This window comes from Deinococcus sp. NW-56 (assembly GCF_002953415.1).
Taxonomy (GTDB): domain Bacteria; phylum Deinococcota; class Deinococci; order Deinococcales; family Deinococcaceae; genus Deinococcus.
The window spans coordinates 110008-131563 of record NZ_CP026518.1; the positions used below are offsets into that span (position 1 = coordinate 110008).

Sequence of the window (21556 nt, forward strand, 5' to 3'; positions counted from 1 at the left end):
CCGCAGGCTACCCCGCCTCCCCACGCGGCAGGGTCAGGGTAAAGACGCTCTGGGCGCGGGCGGTGCGGGCGTAGGTCACCGTGCCCCCGTGTGCCCCGGCGATCTGCCGGGTGAGGTACAGCCCCAGCCCGGTCCCGCCCCCCGCTCCCCCGCCCCGGAAGCGCCCGAAGAGGGTCGCCTCCCGCGCGGGGGGCACGCCCGGTCCCTCGTCGGTGACCGCCAGCACGGCGTCGTCCCCGCGTCCTCGCAGGGTCACCCGCACGGTGCCCCCCGGCGGGCTGAACTTCACCGCATTTTCCAGCAGATTCTGCACGGCCCGCCGCAGGTCGTGCGCCAGTCCGTGAACGCTCACTCCTTCCAGCTCCGGCTCGAACACCACCCCCCGCGCCCCCGCCCGCTCGGCGAGCTGCCCGATCACCCCCAGGGTCAGGTCGCGCAGCTTGACCTCGCGCCGCTCGCCACCGGGTTCGCCGCTCTCGTACTTGGCGAGCAGCAGGAGCTGATCGGCGAGCGCCAGCAGCTCGGTGTTCGCCTCCAGGCCGTTGTGCAGGGTGGCGCGGTAATCGTCGGGGAGGGGACCGTAGGCCCCCCGCAGCGCCGCCCGCATGTTCATGGAGTTCGCCAGCAGCGGGGTACGCAGGTCGTGCGAGAAGGCGTACACGAGGTCTTGCAGCACCTCCCCCCACCGGGCCAGCCGCTCGCCCTGCACCCGCAGGTCGTCGAGCAGGGCGGCCCGCTCCAGCGGCGCCTCCAGGATCGCCAGGGCCTCGCGCAGCCGCTCGGGGGGCACCGCCGGGCGCGTGACCAGCACCAGCAGGGCCTCGTCCTCCCCGTCCCGGCGGCGCAGGTGCCCCAGGGAGGGGGAGTCCGCCCCGCCCCCCTCCCCGCCCGTCCGGGCCAGCACCTCCAGCGGCAGGCGGCGGCCCAGGTGCGACGGTGCCCCTTCCGGGCTCAGCCCATGCGGCTCCCGCAGGGTGGCCCGCGCGAGCCGCCCGATCTCGACCGACTCCGCGCCTGCCAGCTCCCGCAGCGCCGCCGCCGCCCGCTCCACGAAGTCGGCCTCGCCCAGCGCCCCGCCCACGGCGTCGCCCATGCGCCGCAGCGCCCGCTCGTGCGCGAGCCGCTCTTCCTCGGCCGCGAGCCGCGCCGCCCGCGCCGACGCCTCGCCCGCCCGCAGCGACAGCGCCCCCACCAGGAGTACCGCCACGACGCTGACCCCCCGGTTGCCCAGTTCCTGCGGCCCCGCGCCGCCGTCCCGCAGCGCTCCCAGCCCCCCTGCCCCCACGTTCGCCGCCACCGCCAGCACGGTGAGGGCCGACGTGAGTCGGCGGTTGCCCGCCAACGCGGCGAGCGCCACTGGCACCGTGAGCAGCGTGCCCACGACCAGCCCGCCGGGCGTGAGCAGGTCGGCCAGCGTGATCGCCACGAGGAGCGCGGCGCTCAGCCACCCCACGGACCGGGGCAGCCAGCGGGGAGCCGGGAGGGGGGAGGGACGAGCGGACAGAGGAGACTCCTGAACAGGGCGAGGGCGGGGCGGCGGGACGGACCGCCCCAGTATGCGACCTGGGCCGGGCGGCGTCTTGCCCCCAGAGGGCGTCTTGAGACACCGCCCACAGGTGCCCCGGATGCGGTATGCAGAGGTATGACCCCATCCCCCCAGCAGGACCCACAGGACCGCAACACGAACGCCCCCGCCCAGCTGCCCCGGCGTCCCCGCTGGCTCGTGGCGGTCGCCGCCGGGGCGGCCGGAGCCGTCACCGTGACGCTGCTCAACGAGGGCGTGCGCCGGGTGCTGCCCCACGCGCCCCGCATGGAGGTGATCGGGGAACGCGCCCTGAGCGGCACCCTGCGGGCGGCGGGCGCCCGGCCTCCCCGTGGCCGCGCCCTCTACCGCGCCACCCTGGGCGCCGACCTGCTGTCCAACGCCCTGTATTACGGCCTGGTCACCCTGGGCCAGCCCGGCGGGCACTGGGAACGTGGAGCGGCGCTGGGGCTGGCCGCCGGGGTGGGCGCCGTGGTGCTGCCTGAACCCCTGGGCCTGGGCCGGCAACCCGGCGCCCGGTCCCCCCGAACCCCCGTCCTCACAGCCACGTGGTACCTCGCCGGGGGGCTGGCGGCGGCGGCCGTGTCGGGGGCGTTGACCCGGAAATCTTGAAGCCTCGGCGTGTCCTCCGGGTGCCCCCCGGTTTCCTAGCGTGAACCTTACGGCCCTTAAAGGCAGGCTCAAGTTTCGGCGCTGGGCCATCAGAAAGCCGTTAAGCGGACGCGGCATGATGACCCGCATGAAGAAAGTTCTGACGACCAGCCTGGCTCTCGGGGCCGCCCTGACGACCACCGCCTTCGCCCAGCCGCGCCTGAGCGCCCAGAGCATCATCGTGAACCCCGTTCAGCCGGACCTCGCGGTGAGCGTGCGCGTGGACAAGGACGCCAGCGGCAGCGCCAACCCGGTCTACCGCGTGGGCGAGAACATCCGCATCTCCACGACCGTCAACCGGGACGCCTACGTCTACCTCTTTAACGTGGACGCCAGCGGCGAGGTCAGCCAGATCCTCCCCAACCGCTTCGAGAGCGGCGCGAACTTCGTCAAGGCGAACACCACCAAGGTCTTCCCGGCGGCGGGCGACGCCTTTACCTTCACGGTGGACGGCCCGGTCGGCCTGAACAAGGTCCTCGCGCTCGCCAGCCTGACGCCCCTCAACCTCGATCAGGTCAGCTCCTTCAAGACCCAGCAGGACCAGTTCGCCACCGTGACCGCCCGTGGGCAAGACCAGCTCGCGCAGGCGCTGAGCATCGTCGTGACCCCGCTGCCCCAGACGAACTGGGTGACCGACACCGCCTTCTTCACCGTCGCGGCGCAGACCCCGGTGCAGACGGGCAGCTTGTTCGTGGGCACCAACGTGGCGGGCGCGACCGTGATCCTCAACGGCCAGCGGCTGGGCAGCGCCAACACCACCTTCAGCAACCTGCGCCCCGGCACCTACCCGGTGCGCGTGCAGGCCCCCGGCTTCCAGGATTTCTCGACCACCGTCACCGTCCGCGCGGGCGTGACCACCAACCTGAACGTGGACTTCGCCGCGCCCGTGGCCGTGGCCCCCGCGCAGCCCGGCAACATCGTCCTCGACCTCTTCCGGGGCCTGCTGGGCGCCATCGCGGGCACCCAGCTTCAGGACCCCGCCCGCAGCGCCTATGACCAGAAGGTCAGCGAACTTCAGCGTGAGGGGTATGTCCTCCAGAACACCCGGCAGACGGCCAGCGGCTACGTCGGCACCCTGCAGGGCCGCACCGGCACCGTCACCCTGACCGTCGACCGGGGCGCGAACCGCACCATCGTCGTGCAGGTGAGCGAGACCACCGTCTACCGCTACTGAGCCTCCACGCCGTGGTCCCCCAGGTAAGCGCCTGGGGGACTCTTTATGGTCCGGGTTGTGAAGGCAGGGGGGTCAGGCGTGTGCCGTGGCGGCCACCTCAGGGGAGGGGCTCGATCTCCGAGAGGGAGGTGGAGGTGGACTCGATGCGCTGCTGGCGCAGGGTGCCGAGTTCCTGGGCGTCCACCGCGTAGTCTGCCATCACGATGGTCTGGCACAGCAGCAGCATGGACGCGCTGACGCTGCCCCCCAACACGCGGGTCCCCTCGGCCGTGAGGACGACGCCCCGGCGCCCGTCGGTCAGGATCAGCACGTGCGGCCCCACCAGCAGCCCCGCGCTCGCCGGATGCGCCCACGCCTTGGCCCGCGAGGCCAGCAATTCGGCCCGCCACTCGTCGGTGTCGGCGGCGCCCGTGACCTCATGCCCCGGCGCTCCCCCGATCAGGTCAGCGATCAGGGCATGAACCGGCTCTCCCTCGCCGAGCGCGGTGAGTTGCCCGACCACTGCCTCCCGCGCGAGTGCCCCCGCCTGCCACTGCGCCACCGCCTCAGCCAGCGAGGACGCTCCCGAGCTGCCTGCCTCCGGAGGCCGCGTCACGCGCTCCCCCACCGGCAGACGGGCGGAGAGGAAACCATCAGGGCACAGCCGCTCATGCCCGACAGTGTACGGGAGGTTCCGGCCGCTGCGGCAGTCCCTCAGGGGCACCTCAAGACTCCCACTGGTCGCGTCCTGTTTTGCAATATATACAACCGAAGATCAGCCCTCTATCATTCCCCCATGCCCCCCTCGCCCTCCACGCTGCGGCGCCTGCTTGAGCGTGACGACCTTGATGCGGCCCTCGACCTGCTGGCGACCACCCTGCCCGGCCCTCCCACAGGCGCGACCCGGAAAAACGTACTCAGCGGCTGGCGCGTGTTCGTGCGTTGGCTCCGTACCGAAGACCGCAGTCTCCTCAACGTCCACGATCCCGGAGCGTTTGCCCAGGCCTACGCGGACTGGCTCGCGGCCGAATACCAGGAGGTCGCCGCCACTGTCAACAACCGGCTCGTTCAGGTCCGGCGCCTCTACCGGGTGCTGGGCGAGCTGGGACTGGTCGAGGTCAATCCCTTCGAGAAGGTCCAGGGCCGCCCCAACATCGCCCACGAACGCCGACCGGTCTACAGCGCCGAGGAGGTCGCCCGGTTGCTTGAACACGCCTCGGCCGAGGAGCGGGCGCTTGTCCTGCTGGGCGCCCATGGGGGCCTGAGCGGACCGGAGGTGCGGCAGCTGACTTTCGGGAGCCTCTCCGGGGACCGTGCTCAGGTTCAGGTCAGCCAGCGGACCGTCACCTGTACCCCGGAACTGACGGCGGCGCTCGACGCCTGGGCGCGGCTGCGGGGCGAAACGCCCCTGTATGGGGGACCCCAGGGCCTGCTCTTCCGGCACGGCGAGGCCCCCCTGACCGACTACGAACTGCGGGCCAAGGTGTTCCGGCTGTGTCAGCGGGCGGGGGTGCCCTACAAGGCGTGGCACGCGCTGCGGCACGCGGCGGGCCTCAAGCTCCTGGCCGAGCAGGCCACGCAGCGCGAGGTGACCCAGGCGCTGGGGCTGGGCGGCCGCACCGCGGTACGGCCCCTGATCCGCCTCAGCGACCGCCCCGACCTCACCGCCCGGTCTGGAGGGCCACGCGGACGTGGGCGGCGGGGGCAGAAAAAGTCGGATTCACACTAAGTCCGATTAGTGCAACGCAGACCGCGACCCGGCTGGCCCCGGTCCCCCTGGCAGGTCAGCAGGCCGAGGGACCCCGAATGGGCTTACGGGCGTACAGCCGCCCGTCGGCCAGCCGGAAGAGGGCCGGGGCCTCGGCGGCCTCGTCGGGAAAGCTGGCTCCTCCCACGGCGGCGCGGAGGGTGCCGCCATCCAGCCCGGCCAGGGCCTGTTCCAGGGTGGTCTCCAATGGGGCCAGGTCGGGGGGCAGCAGCACGGCGAATTCGTCTCCACCCAGACGGTAGGCGGTGCCGGGCAGGGGGATATGCCGGGCCAGGCAGCGGGCGACCTCGCCCAGCAGCGCGTCTCCAGCGAGGTGCCCGCGCTCGTCGTTGATCCGCTTGAAGTCGTTGAGGTCAATGAGGACTAGCCGCGTGGCTTCACGGCGGGCCAGGGCACCCGCGAGCGCCTCGTCAAAGGCGCGGCGGTTGCCCAGCCCGGTCAGGCCGTCGATGTAGGCCCAGCGCTCGAGCTGGCGCTGGGCCTCGTAGGCTTCGGTGAAGTCCTCCTGCACGCCCACGAAGTAGCGCACCTCACCGTCTTGGCGCAGCGGCCGCACCCGCAGGCGGTAGTGCAGCAGGCTGCCGTCCTTGCGGTAGTTCAGCACCACCCGCGAGAAGGGTTCGCCCCGGTCGAGGGCGGTGCGCATCGCCAGGATGTCGGCGGGGTCGGTCGCGGGGCCTTGCAGGAAGCGGCAGGTTCGGCCCTGCACCTCGGGGAGCGAGTAGCCCGTCTCGCGGGTAAAGGTCTCATTGACATAGAGGATGCGCCGCTGGGCGTCGGTGACGAGCAGGCCGATGTCAGCCGTGTCGAGCACTTGCCACAGCAGCTCGCCAGGCAGCCCGGTGCCCCCCAGGGCTGGCCGCGCAGGTTCAGACAGAGGGGGTCTGGCCGGCAGCTTCACCGCCCGCTCCACAGCCCGGCGGCGCCGGGGGCGACTCCGGCGGGGGTGGGAGCGGGGCGGCCCAGGAAGTAGCCCTGCGCGTAGTCGGCGCCGAGGTCCCGCACCACGCACAGTTCGGTCCCGGTCTCGATGCCCTCGGCGACCACCCGGATGCCGAGGTCGTGGGCGTACTCGATCAGGGCAAGGACCAGCGGCGTGCGGCGGTCATCCGCGTGCAGCCCGCTGATCAGGGCGCGGTCGAGCTTGACCACGTCGGGTCGCAGCTCGGCGAGGTAGGTCAGACTGGTGTGCCCGGCCCCCAGATCGTCGAGGGCCACCTGCGCTCCCTCGGCCCGGTAGCGGTCGAGAATCCGGCGCAGCAGACCGAGGTCGGGAAAGGCCTCGCTCTCGGTAACCTCGAACAGCAGCCGCGAGAAGTCGGCGCCGACCTCCCGGCAGGTCTGGAAGGTCGTTTGCAGGCACACGTCGGGGTTGTAGACCACGCCGGGCGCGAAGTTGATGAACAGCACCTGCTGCGGCGCGAGCTGCGGGTAGAGTTGCCGGATCGCTCCGCGCCGGGCCTGAGCATCAAAGGCGCGGGCCTGACCGTGGGCGCTGGCCGCCTGCAGCAGCGCCCCCGCCCCGATCAGGCCCGCCTGCCCTGGCGCCCGCACGAGCGCCTCGTACCCGTAGACCTCGCCCCCGCGCAGATGCACGATGGGCTGCATGTGAAAGCAGAGCTGCTCGCTGGCCGCGAAAAACCAGTCGCTGCCCAGCCGCTGCACCCAGCGTTCCAGCGGGGCCATCTGCCAGGGGTCCGGCGCTCCGTCCCCCCGGCAGGGCGCCGCGAACAGGTCAGCGCGTTCGGTGGGGCTGAAGGCGTCCAGCAGGGCCTCCAGGGTTCCGAACCCTTCTCGCAGGACCAGGGACCCCTCCGGCCGCTGCTCGTGGCGAATGTCCAGGGCGGCGAGCCACGCGGTCAGCCGCCGCTCCACGTGCCGGGAGGTGGAGCGCAGGTACAGCCCGGTGGTGGGGGAGCCGACAGGAGGCGCGAGCAGGTCGCAGTCGCAGGTCACCGGTGGAGAAACTGGGCTGCTGAGGGAGGGGCCGGAGGGGGACGACATTCTGTCTGGTGTATCAGGTCCGCGCTTACTCAACCCTGGCAACCGGCCGCCCACACGCTGAAGACGGCCTCACAATTTCTGCTGCGGCTTGAGCGGAGCTTCATCCTCTGGCTGGTGTTCCGAGCTGGCAGCACCCCTGCCCCGGCGCTTGCGTTCATATGCGTTCATATCAGGCACACCAACCCGACCCCTTGTAAAGTCGCCCTCCTCCCGGAAACGGAGGACTTCGGAGGCTTGGCCGGTGGGCTGGAGAGTCGCGAAGTGGGAGAGGAAAGCGGGTGGTGATATGCTGACTTGTATATATTGAAAGAGGATGATCTGGCTTGCCTTGCGTCGCCCCCACCTATTCCTCCGGTTCGGGGAGGACCTGCACACCCGGCAGCTCGGCGAACGCTTTCCGGGCGGTGGCTTCCCAGGCCTCCGGCACCCGCAGGTCAATGAGGGCGCCGCGCGTGAGCAGCGTCAGGAGGGGACCTATGGCGGCCTGGAGGGCCTCGCCTGGGGTACGCCCACGTCCTGCCACAGAACCCAGCCCCAGGGTCAGGCTGAGGGCGCTGGTCCCGTTGCCGGGACTGGGGGGCAAACCGGAGACTCGCAGCTGAAGCGGCCCAGCCTGTCCAGGAAGGCGCCGAGGCTCGCCCAGGGGAATCGGAGGGGCGGCTGGCCCGGTGCGGGCGAGGTCAAGGGCGTTCTGAACGGCATTGGGAAGGCCCGCGCTGCCCGGAGACTCCCCGGCCCGCACGTCCGCCTCCTCCGCTCGGGCGACCCGGTGCATGTCGGTGGGATGACGGCCCCGGTTGCGGGCGACGGGCTGGACCCACACGTCCGCGAGGTGGGCGCGGGCCGCTTCGCCCGCTGGGGAATGCAGCACCTCCAGCAGCGCGGGGAGGTCGAGGTCGCTGTGCAGCCGCGCCGGAGCGCCGCCGGGCACCAGCCGCAGTCCGGCGAGGATGGCTTCCGTCTCCGCCTCCAGCGAAGTGCCGCCGGGCCGCGCCCCGCTGACCTGACGCACCTCGCGCGCACTGGGCTGCACCGCCCGCGCCGCCCAGCCGGAAAAGGTCTGCCGCCGCTCGTGGCGGGTGCTGCCATCGGTGTAGACGTGCCAGAGGTCGCCCGTACCAGATGGACCGGGGTCAGGCGTCATCGGGGAGAAAGGTGAAGTCGGGGAGGGCGGGCAGGCGCCCCACCACGCCGCGCAGCACCTCCAGGGCGCCGACCGCGTCGCGCAGGTCGGCGAGTTCGAGGGGCGAGTGCGAGTAGCGCCTGGGGAGGGTCAGCGACCCGGCCGCGATCCCCAGCCCGGCCCAGGCCATCGCGGCGGAGTCGTTGGAGCCGCCGCTGAAGGTGCAGGCTTGCAACGGTACTCCGCGCTCCCCGGCCACTTCTTCCAGAAAGTCGCGCACGCCGGGGTGCAGCAGGTTCGCCCGGCCTCCCGGACCGGCCATGACCTGCAACGCCGGACCCGCACCCAGCCGCACATTCAGGTCACGGTGCTCGCTCATGTCGGGCGTATCCCCGGTGGGCATGGTGTCCAGCGCGAGGGCGAGGTCGGGGCGGAAACGTTCGGCGGCAAGCTTCGCGCCCTTGAGGCCCACCTCCTCCTGGGCGGTGAAGGTGTAGACGACCGTCCCGGCAGCGGGTGCCTCGCCCAGCACGAGTTCGAGCAGCACCGCACAGCCCAGGCGGTTGTCGATGGCCTTCCCGGCGACGAGGTGGGGCTGGCCGCCGATCTCCAGCAGGGGGCTGACAAAGGCGACCGGGTCCCCAATCCGTACGCCCAGGGCTTCCACCTCGGCGGCACTGGAGCAACCCAGGTCGATGTAGAGGTCGTTCGCCTTGCGGCCCTGGGTGCGTTCGGCCTCGGTCTGGTAGTGGCCCGACTTCATGCCGATCACGCCGTTCACGCCCCGCACCCGCACCGCCCGCGCGGGCAGCAGGCTGTCGATCACGCCGCCGATCTTCTCGAAGCGGACGAAGCCGCCAGGTTCGATGCTTTTCACCATCAGGCCGATCTCGTCGGTGTGGGCAGCGATCAGGACGGTGGGGCCGGGAGCGGGGCCGCGCCGCAGCGCGTAGGCGTTCCCCGCCACGTCGATCTGGAACTCGTCCACCCGCCCGGCGAGGGCGGTACGGAGGTATCGCAGCAGGGGCCGCTCGTCGCCGGAGACGGCGCCGATGTCGCACAGCTCGCGCAGGCGGTCGCGGAGGGCAGGGAGCATGGGAGGCATCCTAGAGGTTCTGCCCTGGTCCGTCCCTTCCGAAGAGACGCCGCGCCCCACGGTCCGGGAGGCCCGGCTGCACTAGGCTGTCTCCCCGCATGACCGCCCCCGCCGACGCTGCCGCCGCCCTGCGGTTCCCGGAGTTCCGGGCGCTGCTGCTCTCCTCCACCTTTTCCTCGCTGGCGAGCCGGATGCTGGCGGTCGCCATCGGGTATCAGGTGTACGAGCTGACCCGCAGCCCGCTCGCCCTGGGGCTGCTGGGGCTGGTGGAGGCGATCCCGGCGCTGGGGCTGGCCCTGATCGGCGGGCACTACGCCGACCGGCTGGACCGGCGGTCGATCCTGCTCGTCACACGGTTGGTCTTCGCGGCGTGTACCCTGGGGCTGGCGCTGGCCTCACGGGGAGCCGATGGGGACACCGTGACGCTCCTCTACGGGCTGGTGTTCGTGGCGGGGGTGGCGCGGGGGTTCGGGGACCCGGCGTCGTCGGCGTTCGAGACGCGGATTGTCCCGGCGTCCGCCTTCGTGAATGCCTCGGCGTGGCTGGGCAGCGTGGGGCAGGCAACCGGGATCATCGGCCCGGCGCTGGGAGGCCTGCTGCTCGCCACTTGGAGTGCGAGCGGCACCTATGCGCTGATCGCGGGGCTGACGCTCACCGCTTGGGCGGCGCTGTGGCGCATCGCGCCCAAGTCGCAGCCCGCCCCCCCGGAACGCGAGAATATGGCCGAGAGCATCCGGGGCGGCCTGAGGTTCGTGCGGCGCGACCCGGTGATTCTGGGGTCGATGGCGCTGGACCTGTTTGCGGTGCTGTTCGGGGGAGTCGTGGCGCTGCTGCCCGTCTTCGCCTCCGACATCCTGGGGGTGGGACCGCGCGGGTTGGGACTGATGCTGGCGGCCCCGGCGGTCGGTGCCCTGCTGGTGATGCTGTGGGCCACCCGGCACCCGCCGCTGCGGAACAGCGGGCGCACCCTGCTGCTGGGGGTGGCGGGGTTCGGAGTCAGCATCATCGTGTTCGCCCTGTCGCGGGACTTTTACCTATCGCTGGTGGCCCTCTTTTTCACCGGGGTCTTCGACGGGGTGAACATGGTGATTCGCAAGGCGATCCTGCGGCTGCGGACCCCGGATCACCTGCGCGGGCGGGTGGCGGCGGTCAGCCTGCTGTTTATCGGGTCGAGCAACGAACTCGGTGCCCTGGAAAGCGGGGTGGCCGCGAGTGCCCTGGGCACCGTGCGCTCGGTGTGGGCGGGCGGGCTGGTCACGCTATTGGTCGTGGCCCTCGTCGCGTGGCGAGTGCCCGCGCTGCGCTCGCTGCACCTGGGCGAAGCGGGGCCAGGGGACGAGGGGGCGCGGCCCTCCCCCACCCCGCCGCCTGCGCCGCGTCAGCTCTGACGGAGCGCAGGCGGCGGGCGCGGGGTAAAGCTGGGACCATCCACCCGTGGGCCGTCCGGCGTCCATTCAATGGCGTCGATGCACATCCGCCGCGCCGTCTTCTGCGGGTCCCAGGCGTGGTAGACGAGATAATCGCGCCCATCGGGACCCGTCACCACCGAGTTGTGGCCGGGACCGACCACCTGACCCGGCACCGAGCGTAGCAGGGTGGGGCCGTCTGCCTGGGGCTCGGTCCAGGGGCCGAGGGGATGGTCGGCCACGGCGTAGGACACGCCGTAGTTGGGTTCCTCCCACGCGCCGCCGGAGTAAAAGCAGTAGTAGCGCCCACCCCGCCTGACCACGAAAGGCCCCTCCAGCGTGTACCAGTCGTAGGTCGCCCCGTACATCTCGCGGCTGCGCCGGAAAATCTGCCAGTCGGCGGTGGCCCGCAGGACCGTGCGGGGCTCCCCGGCCAGCCGGGTCATCCCCTCCAGGCGGTCTACCGCGAGCGCGGTGCCCACCCGCTCCCCGTCGAGGAAATCGCGGGCGTAGTAGAGGTACCACTCCCCGTCCTCGTCCTGAAAGGGGCTGGCGTCGATGGTGAAGGGGTCTTCCGGCGTCAGGATGACCCCGGCGTCGCGGAAAGGACCCTCGGGGCGCCCGGAGACGGCGACCCGGAGCTGGTGGCTCTTATCGCCCACCCCCGCCGAGTAGTACATGTAGAACTCGCCCGCGTGAAAGGCCACCTCCGGCGCCCAGTAGTCGCGGGCATTCTCGCCTCCCAGGGGCTCCAAGGCCCCGCCCAGCGGTGTCCAGTGCAGCAGGTCGCGCGAGTGCAGCACCTCGAAGACGCGGCCCGACTCGTGGGGGCGCCCGCTGGTGCCGTAGGCGTAATAGCCGTCGCCGTGACGCAGCACGAAGGGGTCGGCGAAGTAGTGCGGGTAGACGGGGTTGGTATAGGTGCGGGGCCGGGCAGCATCGGGCATGGGGTCTCCGGGGCAGAAGGGGGCGTTGGGGGCGTCTGGGTGGGGATAAAGATTCGGTCAACCTGACAGGGGCAGTGTCGCAGGAGAGGGGGAGGGCCGGGTGCTATGCTCCCGCCAAGCAATCCTTTAGAAACGGCTTCGCTGGGCCTGCCCGTCCCAGCCCGGTTGCCTGGCCCCATGCGGGAAGGAGGCCGGAACCGCCTGAAGGTTGCGCCACCTCTCCCCTTTCTCAGCCTGGAGGCACCATGAACCGGACCCTTACTGTCACCGCCCTGCTGCTCGCCGCCGGTCTCGGCGGAGTCGCCGCCGCCCAGACCCAGACCTCGTACAAGGGACCCAAGGTCACGCTGACCTACCTGCACGGCTTTACCGGCGCCGACCGCCCGGTGATGGAGCGGCTGATCGCGCAGTTCAACGCGGCGCACCCCAATATCCAGGTGCGGGCGCAGGCGCAGCCCTGGGGCACGACCTGGCAGCAACTGCCCTCGCTGGTGGCCTCGGGCCGGGCGCCCGACGTGGTCGTCATCAACGAGGACCAGATCACCAACTTCATCGCGCGGGGGGCCGTCTCGCCGCTCACGAACGCGGAATTGCAATCGGCGGGGATCAGCAAGTCGCGCTTTTACGGCCCGCTGTTCAAGACCGCCGACTACGAGGGCAAGTCCTACGGGGTGCCGATCTCCTCGGTCGCCTACGTGATGTTCTACAACAAGGACCTGATGAAGAAGTCGGGCGTGACCAAGGTGCCCACCAACCGCACCGAGCTGCTCGCGGCGGCCCGCGCCTGCACGACCGACCGCAGTGGCCGCAAGCCGGGGCAGGCGGGCTTCGATCCCAAGGCCCTGAACACCTGGGGCATCAGCCTGTACAACAACTGGGTGGGCTCGCGCCTGGCCTACGCGGCGATCCTGCAAAACGGCGGCTCGCTGGTCGACAAGAACCTCAACGCCAGCTTCAACTCGCCGCAGGCGGTGGAGGCGGTGCAGTTCCTGGTGGACCTCGTGCAGAAGCAGAACGTGGCCCGCCCGAACAGCACCGAGGAAGCCGAACTCGCGGCCTTCAGCCAGGGCAAGGTGTGCTTCTTCCCCTCGGGGCAGTGGTACCTCGACCGCTTCGAGCAGCAGAAGATGAACTTCGGGGTGGCCTTTGTGCCGCGCGTCGGCACCAAGCAGGACGCGGCCTGGGGCGGCAGCAGCCACCTCACGCTGCCCAAGCAGCGGGCCGGGTACGACGCCAACAAGCGCCGCGCCGCGCTGGCCTTTGTCAACTGGATGACCTCGCCGAACCAGAACCTCGCCTGGACGGAAGCCGGGAGCCTCCCGGTGATGCCCGCCGTCGCCAACAACAAGAAGTTCGAGAACCGGCCGATCGCGGGCGTGTTCGAGAAGCTGGGCAACATCTACGCGACCTCCGGCTTCCCCTGGGGCGGGCAGGTGCTCGGCCCCTTCGACAACGCCTGGGCCAACGCCTACAGCGGCAAGCAGAGCGTGAAGGCGGCGCTCGACGCCGGGGTCAGCGAGGCCAACAAGCAGATTCAGCAGGCCCGCAAGACCTTCCAGTAAGCCCCCGGCAAGTTCACCCGGTGGCGGGGTCTGGCCGGGCGCACCTGCGCCGGACCCCGCCTCCCCCGCACCGGAGGAGGTGCCCCATGACCCACCCGCAACCCACGCCCCTCGCCCGCGAGCGCCGCCTGATCCGGTGCTCGCGGCGACCTTTGGCCCTGCACCCTTTGGCCCTGCACGGGGGCCGCCCATGAGCCTCAGCCTGCCGGGCGAGGCGGCCCGCCCCCGCGAGGGTCGGCGCCGCCGGGGAGGGCGCGAGGGCAGCGCCCTGACGCCCTACCTCTATCTGCTGCCCTTCATGGCCCTCTTTCTGGTGTTCGTGGTGTACCCGGTGGGCTACGGCCTCTTCGTGAGCCTGCACCGCTGGGACCTGCTGGCCGAGACGCGGCCTTTCGTGGGGCTGGAGTACTACCGCAACCTGTTTGACCCGGAGACGCCGCAGTCGCAGTTTTTCTGGAACTCGATGAAGAACACCGGCTTTTTCACGTTGGTGAGCGTGCCCCTGCTAATCGGCACGTCGCTGGGGCTGGCGCTGCTGCTGCATAGGCCCATCTTCGGGCGGGCCTTTTTCCGCTCGGTGTTCTTTCTGCCGGGCATTCTCACCGTCTCGGTGATGGGCATCCTGTGGCGCTGGATGTTCGACAACCAGATCGGGCTGGTGAACGCGGTGCGGACCGACCTGCTGGGCATGCAGCCGCTGCCCTTCCTCTCGACCGAGGGGCTGGCCTGGGTGCCCATCATCGTGGGGACGGTGTGGTGGACCATCGGCTTCAACATGACCCTGTACCTCGCGGGGCTGGGCAACATCTCGCAGAGCTACTACGAGGCCGCCGAGATCGACGGGGCGACTCCCTGGGCCAAGTTCCGCTTCATCACCTGGCCGCTGCTGGCCCCGGTGACCCTGTTCGTGTTCGTGACCACCGTGCTGGCGAGCTTCCAGCTGTTCGGGCAGACGCTGGTGATCACGGCGGGCGGCCCCAACCGCACCACCCAGAGCACCATCCAGTACATCACGGAAGAGGCCTTTTCCAACAACCAGTTCTCCAGCGCCTCAGCGATGGCGTTCCTGTTCGGGCTGGTGATGCTGATCTTTACCTACCTGCAATTCCGCATCATGGCGAGAGACGCCAGAGGGGAGAATTAGGATGGTGACACCCTCGACCCGTGCCGGGGCGCATGCGTCGGCCCCGGTCGCCACCGCGACCGCCCGGCCCCCCCGCCGCTTCCGGCCCCCGCGTGATATCCCGCGCTTCGCCCTGCTGTGCGTGCTGGCGGTGATCTTCCTGGCCCCGGTGTACTGGATGCTGGCGACCTCGGTGAAACCCGAGGTGGACGTGATCTCCACGCCGACCCAGTGGGTGCCCGCCAACCCCACGCTGGACAACTACCGCGAGGTGCTGACCTCGCCCGACGGGAACATCCTGCGCTGGATGTGGAACTCGTTTTTCGTGGCGACGGTGTTCACGGTGCTGCATGTGGCGCTGTGTGCGCTGACGGCCTACCCGCTCGCCCGGATGCGTTTTCCGGGGCGCGAGGCGATCTTCTGGTTCATCCTGGGGTCGATGATGATTCCGGGAATCGTGACGCTGATTCCCAGCTACCTGATGATGATCCGCTTCGACTGGATCAACTCCTTCCACTCGCTGATCTGGCCGGGGCTGGCGGGCGCCTTCGGGGTCTTTCTGCTGCGGCAGTTTTTCCTGGGGCTGCCGCGTGAGCTGGAGGAAGCGGCGCGGCTCGACGGGGCGAACAGCCTGCAGGTGCTGTGGCACGTGATTCTGCCGCTGAGCATTCCGTCACTGGTAACGTTGGCGGTGTTCTCGTTCATGGGGTCGTGGAACAACTTCATCTGGCCGACCTTCGTGGTGACCGATATCGACAAGCTCACGCTGCCGGTCGGCGTGAACACCTTCTCGCAGCGCTACGTGACCGACTACGGCAAGCTGATGGCCTCGACCGCCATCGCCAGCATCCCGGTGCTGATCGCCTACCTGCTCGCGCAGCGGTACCTGATCGCGGGCCTCTCGACCACCGGGATGAAGGAGTGACATGCGCCTGAGACTGTGTTCCCCCGCCTCTCCCCTGCTCGCCGCCCTGCTGCTGGGGCTGGGCACGAGCGGGGCGCCCGCCGGAGCTGTGGGCAGTGGGCCGCTCGCGCAGGCCCGGCCCGCCGCCAAGCCCGCGACGTACACCAATCCCGTCATTCCCGACGATTTCCCCGATCCCTATATCCTGCGGGTCGGAAGTACCTACTACGCCTACGGCACGAACAGCGGCGGGGTGGACCTGCCCGTGCTGAAAAGCAGCGACCTCGTGCGGTGGCAGCGGGTGGGCGAGGGCATGGGACGGCTGGGGGCGTGGGCGACGGGCGGGTATACCTGGGCACCCGAGGTCGCCCGCACGAGCGCCGGATATGTCCTGTACTACACCGCCCGCCACACCGAGAGCGGGCGCCAGTGCATCGGCGTGGCGGTGAGCAAGCTGCCCACCGGCCCCTTCAACGACACGAACAAAGCCCCGCTGGTGTGCCAACTCGACCTTGGGGGAAGCATTGACGCCAGCCCCTTTCAGGACAAAAACGGGCAGCGCTACCTGTACTGGAAAAATGACGGCAACTGCTGCAACCAGTTCACCGGCATCTGGGTGCAGAAGCTCAGCGCGGACGGGCTGAAGCTCATCGGAGCACCGAAGGACCTGCTGTACAACGGGGCGCTGTGGGAGGGCAACCTGATCGAGGCGCCGCAGGTGTACACGCGGGCGGGCAAGTACTACCTCTTCTACAGCGCCGCCGACTACAACAGCGACACCTACGCGGTGGGCTACGCGGTGGCCTCCAGCCCGACCGGACCCTTCCGCAAGCTCAGCCGCGAGGAAGCGTGGCTGGCGACGAAGGGCAAGGTCGCCGGACCCGGCGGGCAGGGCATCATCACGGACGGCAAGGGCAACCCGTGGCTGTACTACCACGCCTGGACGGCGGGGCAGATCGGCTACGAGAACGGCGGGCAGCGGTCCATGCGGATCGACGCCCTGACCTGGAAAAACGGGCTGGCGGTGTTAAAAGGCCCCAGCCTGACGCCTCAGGTGGCCCCGGCGCGGCCCTGACTCCCCTCAAACCACAAGCCTCCAAGCGAAAGACCCGCTCTGGGGCTTGCTGTTACTCCTCCAACGCCACGAAGCGCAGGTCGAGGTCCGGCAACCCCTGCACGAAGCCGTCCAAGAGTTCCAGCGCCCCGAGCAGGTCCGCGAGGTCCAGCACCTCCACCGGGCTGTGGGTGTAACGGTTGGCGACCGACACCGCGCCCGCCGGAATGCCCCGGCCCGCGTGTTGCAGTGCCCCCGCGTCGGTGCCGATGCCGCGCAGCAGCTCGGGCTGCACGCTCAGGCCACGGGCCTGGGCGGCGGCCTCCAGCCCCCGGCGCACGGCGGGGTGCGAGAGGGTGGAAAAGTCCATCACCTTGACGGTGGGACCCTCCCCCAGCCGCAGATGCGGCGCGGCGAACTCGGGGGTGTCGTCGGCGGCCGTCATGTCCAGTGCGAGGGCCACGTCCGCCTCATGGGTGCGGGCGACGGCGGTGGCCCCGCGCAGGCCGACTTCCTCCTGGGTGGTGAAGGCCACGATCAGGGTGACGGGCGGCGGCGTCTCGCGGTAACGCTCCAGCAGGGCGAGCAGCACCGCCGCCCCCGCGCGGTCGTCGAGAGCGTGGGCCACGAAACGGCCGCTGCCGCGCCCGAGTTCGGTCAGCTCGCCCACGAAGCCTACCGGGTCGCCCACGCGGATGCCCATCCCCGCCGCTTCCTCGGCGCTGCGGGCGCCCACGTCCACGTACAGCTCGGCCTGCGGCACCACGCGGGAACGGTCGGCGTCGGTGAGGAGATGGGCGCTCCTCGTGCCGATCACGCCCAGCAGTGGCCCTTCAGCGGTCCGCACCTGCACCCGCTGGGCGAGCAGGATGCGGTCGTCGGTGCCGCCCACCTTTTCCAGCCGCAGAAAGCCCCCCGGCGTGACGGCCCGCACCCGGAAGCCCACCTCGTCGAGGTGCGCGGCGAGGATCAGGCGTCGGGCCTCCGGGTCGGCGGCCTCGCGCACGGCGACCACGTTGCCGAAGGCGTCCACCTCTGCCCGGTCGGCCAGCGGCGCGGCGGCGCGGTGCACGGCACGAATCACGTCCTCCTCCGAGCCGCTGGGGCCGGTCAGGGCCACGAGGCCGCGCAGGTGGGTGAGGAGGCGCTGGGCCTCGGGGGACGGCTGGGGGGCAGGCATGGGGCCAGGATAGGGCGACGGGGCGGCGGCGAGGGTCAATTCAGATGTTCCGGCGGCGCGGGCGGGCGTTCCCGTTCCTTGTGGCGGTACATGGCGCGGTCGGCGCGGGCGAGCCAGGCACTCGCGCTCTCGCCTGCCTGCCAGGGGGCACCCCCCACGCTGGCCCCGGCCTGGGGGTAGGTCCGGCGCACCTCTGCGGCGACTGACTCGGCGAGTTCTTCCAGGTCGGGAGAGGCCGGGCCGGGAATCAGCAGGGCGAACTCGTCGCCGCTGATGCGGTAGGCGCGGCCCCCCGGTCCCACGGCGCGGGCGAACCCGGCCGCGAAACGCCGCAGCAGGTCGTCTCCGGCGGCGTGGCCCAGGGAATCGTTGACCCCCTTGAGACCGTCCACGTCGATCACGGCGAGGACGGCCCCCGCCCGGCGCGGGTATCCCACGAGGTCGCGTTCGAGGGCGCGGCGGTTGAGCAGCCCGGTGAGCGAGTCGCGGTGCGCGAGGTCGTGCATGGTCTGGGCGCGGACGCGGGCCTCGGAGAGCGCCACCCGCGCCTCGGCGAAAGAACGCAGGGCCAGAATCAGCGGGCCATGGGTGAACAGCAGGGTCAGGGGCAGGGTCGGCCCGTCGAAGGCCCCGCCGCCCCCGTAGCTCTGGGCGCTGTAGGGCAGCACCGACGCTACGAAGAGGGCCAGCGTGAGCAGCGATTGCCACTCGGCCCTGACTACCCTTCAAAACGCGGCATGAGAGTCGCGAGGGTGTGCCAAGACGACCGAGAGGGATGCAGCAGCAGATCTTGAAGATGGTCGAGGCCAAGCCGGAACACGGACACCGTGCGGTGTCCGTGTTTCTTGATCCGTACGCCTTTCTCGGTTACCAGCAGCTCCCCAGTTACACAGGCCCAGATAAACGCCACACCGACCACCGTCAGCAGGGTGGAGACCCGTTCAGCACGGGTTAGCCCGGTGTCTTCCAGATTGAAGCCCCTCGTTTTGAGCGCGGAGTGCAAGTTTTCTGCCTGCCAACGCTGGGCATACCGTCGGAGATTCGGTCCCACGTGCCCCCGATAAGCGAGGTACAGCGTCTCCCCGGCCGCGTTCTTCGTCGCGGCCACCCGGAGTGACACACCGTAGATCAGGGTCTGGCGTCGCCAGACCCTGACTTCGCCCACTTGGAGCTTGTTGAACACAGCCCACACGGGCAGACGGTGTTGGCCGATGGTGGCGCGTGCAGGCAAGCGAATACAGGGAGCGATGCTGTGCTGATCGAGGAAACGAAACCAGTGCTGGCCGATGAATTCTCGGTCTGCCAGCAGGCACCGGACCTGCCGATCCGGGCAAAACGTCAGGAAGCGCAACACGAGTGATTCCCGAGTACGGGAATCACTCGCCCCACCATGTGGGAGCAATGCCCACATGAGGGGCAGACTGAACCCGTTCCACACAGCAGAAAGCAGCAGGATGTTCACGTCCTGCTGGCCGAGTCGCCAGTTGGTCCGGTCGAGGATCAGATCGACGGGACCGTCCGGCAGGAAGGACAGCGCAAATCTGGGAAACAAACCCTCGGGGAAAGGAAATTGGACGAAGCGACAGAGTCGCTGGTAGCGAGCTGTGAGCGTACCTGGCAACGGAACATGGGTCTTGAGGGTGTAGAGGACGACCGTGCGAGCCTGAATGACCGCCAGGACCAAGGCGGTGAAGACCATCAAGCGGCGGGCATCAAGGGGGAAGGCAGACCGCAGAACGGTCTGCAAGGTATCGTGAGGGGGTCGGCTCTTGGGTGCTTTCATCGCAGAAACACCGTATAGGAGCCGACTTTCTGCTGCCTGTCATCCGTTTTGAAGAGTAGTCAGCACTCGGCCACCAGGGGCGAACGCCGCCCGAACAGGAAGACGTACAGGGTGGTCGCGTGCATCAGCGCCGCGAGCCGGACCATCGGGGAGGCGGGGTGGTCCGGCAACAGGTAGAACGACGCGGTCCAGGCACTCAGCAGCACCAGCAGGTACGCGACCGGAAACTGCTCGCGCAGCCGAGCACGCAGCCACGCGGGTCCGAACAGCCCCAGCACGTCGAAGACGATCACGAGGACCAGCAGCCCCACATAAAAGGGCGAGGCGATCCCGCGCCCGAACAGGATCGCCAGCCCGATCAACGCGGAGAGCAGGGGTGCCCACAGCACCAGCCTCAGCGGCTCGAGGAGCGGAACCTGAAGCCGGGAGCGGCGCATCGTGGACCACTGTAGAAGACCGTCCATCACAGCCCCGTCACACACCCCACGGCAAATCGGGGCCGGGGAAAAGGCCGTGCAGGACGCGCCACCGGGTCGAACCTCCCACCGAAGTCCCCCCTCGGGCGGCCAGGAACAGCGCGGAAAGACCGACTCCTGACAGAACCCTTGCTGCCCCACCCCTCCGGCCCGGGCGCCGCTGTAGAACGGGGGCATGACCCGCTCCTCCCCTGATCTGCTCGCCCGCCCCGCCGCTTCGGAGATTCCATGACCCGTTACGTCCTCGCGCTCGATCAGGGCACCACCAGCAGCCGGGCGCTGCTCTTTGACCGGGAGGGCACCGTGCAGGCTCTCGCGCAGAAGGAGGTGCCGCCGCACTTTCCCCGGCCCGGCTGGGTCGAACACGACCCCGCCGAGCTGTGGAGCACCCAGATCGGCGTGGCGCAGGAAGCCCTGGCCCGCGCCGGGGCACGGCCCGCCGACGTGGCGGCCATCGGGATCACCAACCAGCGCGAGACCACGCTGCTGTGGGACCGCCGCACCGGGGAGCCGCTGCACCGGGCCATCGTGTGGCAGGACCGCCGCACGGCCGGGCTGTGCGAGGAGCTGCGGGGCCGGGGGCTGGAGGCCACCTTCCGGGAAAAGACCGGCCTTCTCCTCGACCCCTACTTCAGCGGCACCAAGGTACGCTGGCTGCTCGACCATGTGCCCGGAGCACGCCAGAGGGCCGAGCAGGGCGAGCTGGCCTTCGGGACGGTGGACTCGTGGCTGGTCTATCAGCTCACGGGCGGCGAGTTGCACATCACCGACGCGACGAACGCCAGCCGGACCCTGCTGTACAACCTCCATACCGGGGACTGGGACGACGAGTTGCTCGGGCTGCTGGACGTGCCCCGCGCCCTGCTGCCGGAGGTCCGCCCCAGCTCGGAGGTCTACGGGCACACCGCCGCACACCTCTTCGGGCACCGGATTCCGGTCGCGGGGATCGCGGGGGACCAGCAGGCGGCGACCTTCGGGCAGGCGTGCCTGACGCCGGGAATGGCGAAGAATACCTACGGGACCGGCTGTTTCCTGCTGCTGAACACGGGCGCCCAGGCCGTGCCCAGCGCACACCGCCTGCTCACGACCGTGGCGTGGGAGCTGGGGGCCGGGCATCTGGAGGACAGTCGCACCTACGCGCTGGAGGGCAGCGTCTTCGTGGCGGGGGCGGCGGTGGGCTGGCTGCGCGACGGGCTGGGCCTGATCCGCGAGGCGGGGGAGGTGGAGGCGCTGGCGGCCAGCGTGCCCACGTCGGGGGGCGTGTATTTCGTGCCCGCCTTCGTGGGGCTGGGAGCACCCCACTGGGACCCCTACGCGCGGGGCACGCTGGTGGGGCTGACGCGGGGGACGACCGGGGCGCATATCGCCCGCGCCGCGCTGGAGGCGACCGCCTTCCAGTCGGCCGAGGTGCTGCTCGCCATGCGGGGGGACCACGCCGCCCCGCTGCGCGAGCTGCGGGTGGACGGTGGGGGCAGCCGCAACGACCTCCTCATGCAGGTACAGGCCGATCTGCTGGGCGTGCCCGTGGTGCGCCCGCGCGTGACCGAGACGACGGCCCTGGGTGCGGCCCTGCTCGCCGGACTGGCGGTGGGCTTCTGGGAGGGTGTGGAGGATGTGGCGCGGCTGTGGCAGCGGGAGCGCGTCTTCGAGCCTGTTCTGGCAGGAGACGAGCGCGAGCACCGCCTCGCCCGCTGGCGGCAGGCCGTCGAACGCAGCCGGGGCTGGGCGGAGGGGGAGGAGGACGAGGGGGGCTGAGCCGCTCGGAGGTGACTCCCGGCACTCC

General features: G+C 70.4%; 20 protein-coding genes. 9 read left to right on the forward strand and 11 right to left on the reverse strand.

Annotated features, from left to right (window positions below):
- Positions 1-7: 7 nt before the first annotated feature.
- On the reverse strand, positions 8-1453 hold the full coding sequence (locus C3K08_RS16145) for a HAMP domain-containing sensor histidine kinase (RefSeq protein WP_234009286.1): 1446 nt from the start codon (positions 1451-1453) through the stop codon (positions 8-10).
- Positions 1454-1642: 189 nt separating this feature from the next.
- Between C3K08_RS16145 and C3K08_RS16150 the strand changes: the two genes are divergently transcribed.
- Entirely contained in the window at positions 1643-2155 is a 513-nt protein-coding gene (locus C3K08_RS16150) for a hypothetical protein (protein WP_104992474.1), read from the forward strand.
- Positions 2156-2282: 127 nt separating this feature from the next.
- Positions 2283-3368, forward strand: a complete 1086-nt coding sequence (locus C3K08_RS16155; RefSeq protein WP_104992475.1) for a DUF4384 domain-containing protein — start codon at positions 2283-2285, stop codon at positions 3366-3368.
- A gap of 97 nt (positions 3369-3465) precedes the next feature.
- Here C3K08_RS16155 and C3K08_RS16160 read toward each other — a convergent pair whose 3' ends face one another.
- Positions 3466-3963, reverse strand: a complete 498-nt coding sequence (locus tag C3K08_RS16160; RefSeq protein ID WP_104992671.1) for a hypothetical protein — start codon at positions 3961-3963, stop codon at positions 3466-3468.
- 180 nt (positions 3964-4143) lie between these two features.
- Between C3K08_RS16160 and C3K08_RS16165 the strand changes: the two genes are divergently transcribed.
- The gene (locus C3K08_RS16165; protein WP_104992476.1) at positions 4144-5076 is read left to right on the forward strand and encodes a tyrosine-type recombinase/integrase; all 933 of its coding nucleotides are present in this window, start codon (positions 4144-4146) and stop codon (positions 5074-5076) included.
- 55 nt (positions 5077-5131) lie between these two features.
- Here the strand turns inward: C3K08_RS16165 and C3K08_RS16170 are convergent, their stop codons facing one another.
- The 4 genes from C3K08_RS16170 to C3K08_RS16185 all read right to left on the reverse strand — a co-directional run bounded on the left by C3K08_RS16170 (position 5132) and on the right by C3K08_RS16185 (position 9338).
- A complete protein-coding gene (locus C3K08_RS16170) occupies positions 5132-5929 on the reverse strand; it encodes a GGDEF domain-containing protein (protein WP_158680037.1) in 798 nt (265 codons plus the stop codon).
- A gap of 83 nt (positions 5930-6012) precedes the next feature.
- On the reverse strand, positions 6013-7119 hold the full coding sequence (locus C3K08_RS16175) for an EAL domain-containing protein (RefSeq protein ID WP_234009287.1): 1107 nt from the start codon (positions 7117-7119) through the stop codon (positions 6013-6015).
- A 343-nt stretch (positions 7120-7462) separates the two neighbouring features.
- The gene (locus C3K08_RS16180) at positions 7463-8263 is read right to left on the reverse strand and encodes a hypothetical protein (protein ID WP_104992478.1); all 801 of its coding nucleotides are present in this window, start codon (positions 8261-8263) and stop codon (positions 7463-7465) included.
- On the reverse strand, positions 8253-9338 hold the full coding sequence (locus C3K08_RS16185; RefSeq protein ID WP_104992479.1) for a M42 family metallopeptidase: 1086 nt from the start codon (positions 9336-9338) through the stop codon (positions 8253-8255). The genes C3K08_RS16180 and C3K08_RS16185 overlap by 11 nt, the downstream gene beginning before the upstream one ends.
- 98 nt (positions 9339-9436) lie before the next feature.
- Between C3K08_RS16185 and C3K08_RS16190 the strand changes: the two genes are divergently transcribed.
- Positions 9437-10726, forward strand: a complete 1290-nt coding sequence (locus C3K08_RS16190; RefSeq protein ID WP_104992480.1) for an MFS transporter — start codon at positions 9437-9439, stop codon at positions 10724-10726.
- Here C3K08_RS16190 and C3K08_RS16195 read toward each other — a convergent pair.
- A complete protein-coding gene (locus C3K08_RS16195; protein ID WP_104992481.1) occupies positions 10717-11691 on the reverse strand; it encodes a glycoside hydrolase family 43 protein in 975 nt (324 codons plus the stop codon). The genes C3K08_RS16190 and C3K08_RS16195 overlap by 10 nt on opposite strands.
- 245 nt (positions 11692-11936) lie before the next feature.
- On the opposite strand from C3K08_RS16195, the gene C3K08_RS16200 reads away from it, so the two are divergent.
- The 4 genes from C3K08_RS16200 to C3K08_RS16215 all read left to right on the forward strand — a co-directional run bounded on the left by C3K08_RS16200 (position 11937) and on the right by C3K08_RS16215 (position 16355).
- Positions 11937-13253, forward strand: a complete 1317-nt coding sequence (locus C3K08_RS16200) for an ABC transporter substrate-binding protein (protein ID WP_104992482.1) — start codon at positions 11937-11939, stop codon at positions 13251-13253.
- A 190-nt stretch (positions 13254-13443) separates the two neighbouring features.
- Positions 13444-14397, forward strand: a complete 954-nt coding sequence (locus C3K08_RS16205; RefSeq protein WP_104992483.1) for a carbohydrate ABC transporter permease — start codon at positions 13444-13446, stop codon at positions 14395-14397.
- 1 nt (position 14398) lies between these two features.
- Positions 14399-15301 carry a carbohydrate ABC transporter permease gene (locus C3K08_RS16210; RefSeq protein WP_104992484.1) on the forward strand — a complete coding sequence of 301 codons (903 nt, stop codon included), beginning with the start codon at positions 14399-14401 and terminating at the stop codon, positions 15299-15301.
- Between the two features lies 1 nt (position 15302).
- Positions 15303-16355, forward strand: a complete 1053-nt coding sequence (locus C3K08_RS16215; RefSeq protein ID WP_104992485.1) for a glycoside hydrolase family 43 protein — start codon at positions 15303-15305, stop codon at positions 16353-16355.
- Between the two features lie 52 nt (positions 16356-16407).
- Here the strand turns inward: C3K08_RS16215 and C3K08_RS16220 are convergent, their stop codons facing one another.
- From C3K08_RS16220 to C3K08_RS16235, 4 genes are read right to left on the reverse strand one after another with little or no spacing between them, the layout of a single operon-like run.
- Complete coding sequence (locus C3K08_RS16220; RefSeq protein ID WP_104992486.1) at positions 16408-17514, reverse strand: M42 family metallopeptidase; 1107 nt, start codon at positions 17512-17514, stop codon at positions 16408-16410.
- 35 nt (positions 17515-17549) lie between these two features.
- Positions 17550-18182, reverse strand: a complete 633-nt coding sequence (locus tag C3K08_RS16225) for a GGDEF domain-containing protein (RefSeq protein WP_104992487.1) — start codon at positions 18180-18182, stop codon at positions 17550-17552.
- A gap of 50 nt (positions 18183-18232) precedes the next feature.
- Complete coding sequence (locus C3K08_RS16230) at positions 18233-19297, reverse strand: IS4 family transposase (RefSeq protein ID WP_104992488.1); 1065 nt, start codon at positions 19295-19297, stop codon at positions 18233-18235.
- A 59-nt stretch (positions 19298-19356) separates the two neighbouring features.
- Entirely contained in the window at positions 19357-19734 is a 378-nt protein-coding gene (locus tag C3K08_RS16235; RefSeq protein WP_104992489.1) for a hypothetical protein, read from the reverse strand.
- Positions 19735-20001: 267 nt separating this feature from the next.
- Between C3K08_RS16235 and glpK the strand changes: the two genes are divergently transcribed.
- The gene (gene glpK / locus C3K08_RS16240) at positions 20002-21528 is read left to right on the forward strand and encodes a glycerol kinase GlpK (protein WP_104992490.1); all 1527 of its coding nucleotides are present in this window, start codon (positions 20002-20004) and stop codon (positions 21526-21528) included.
- The last annotated feature ends 28 nt before the right edge of the window (positions 21529-21556 follow it).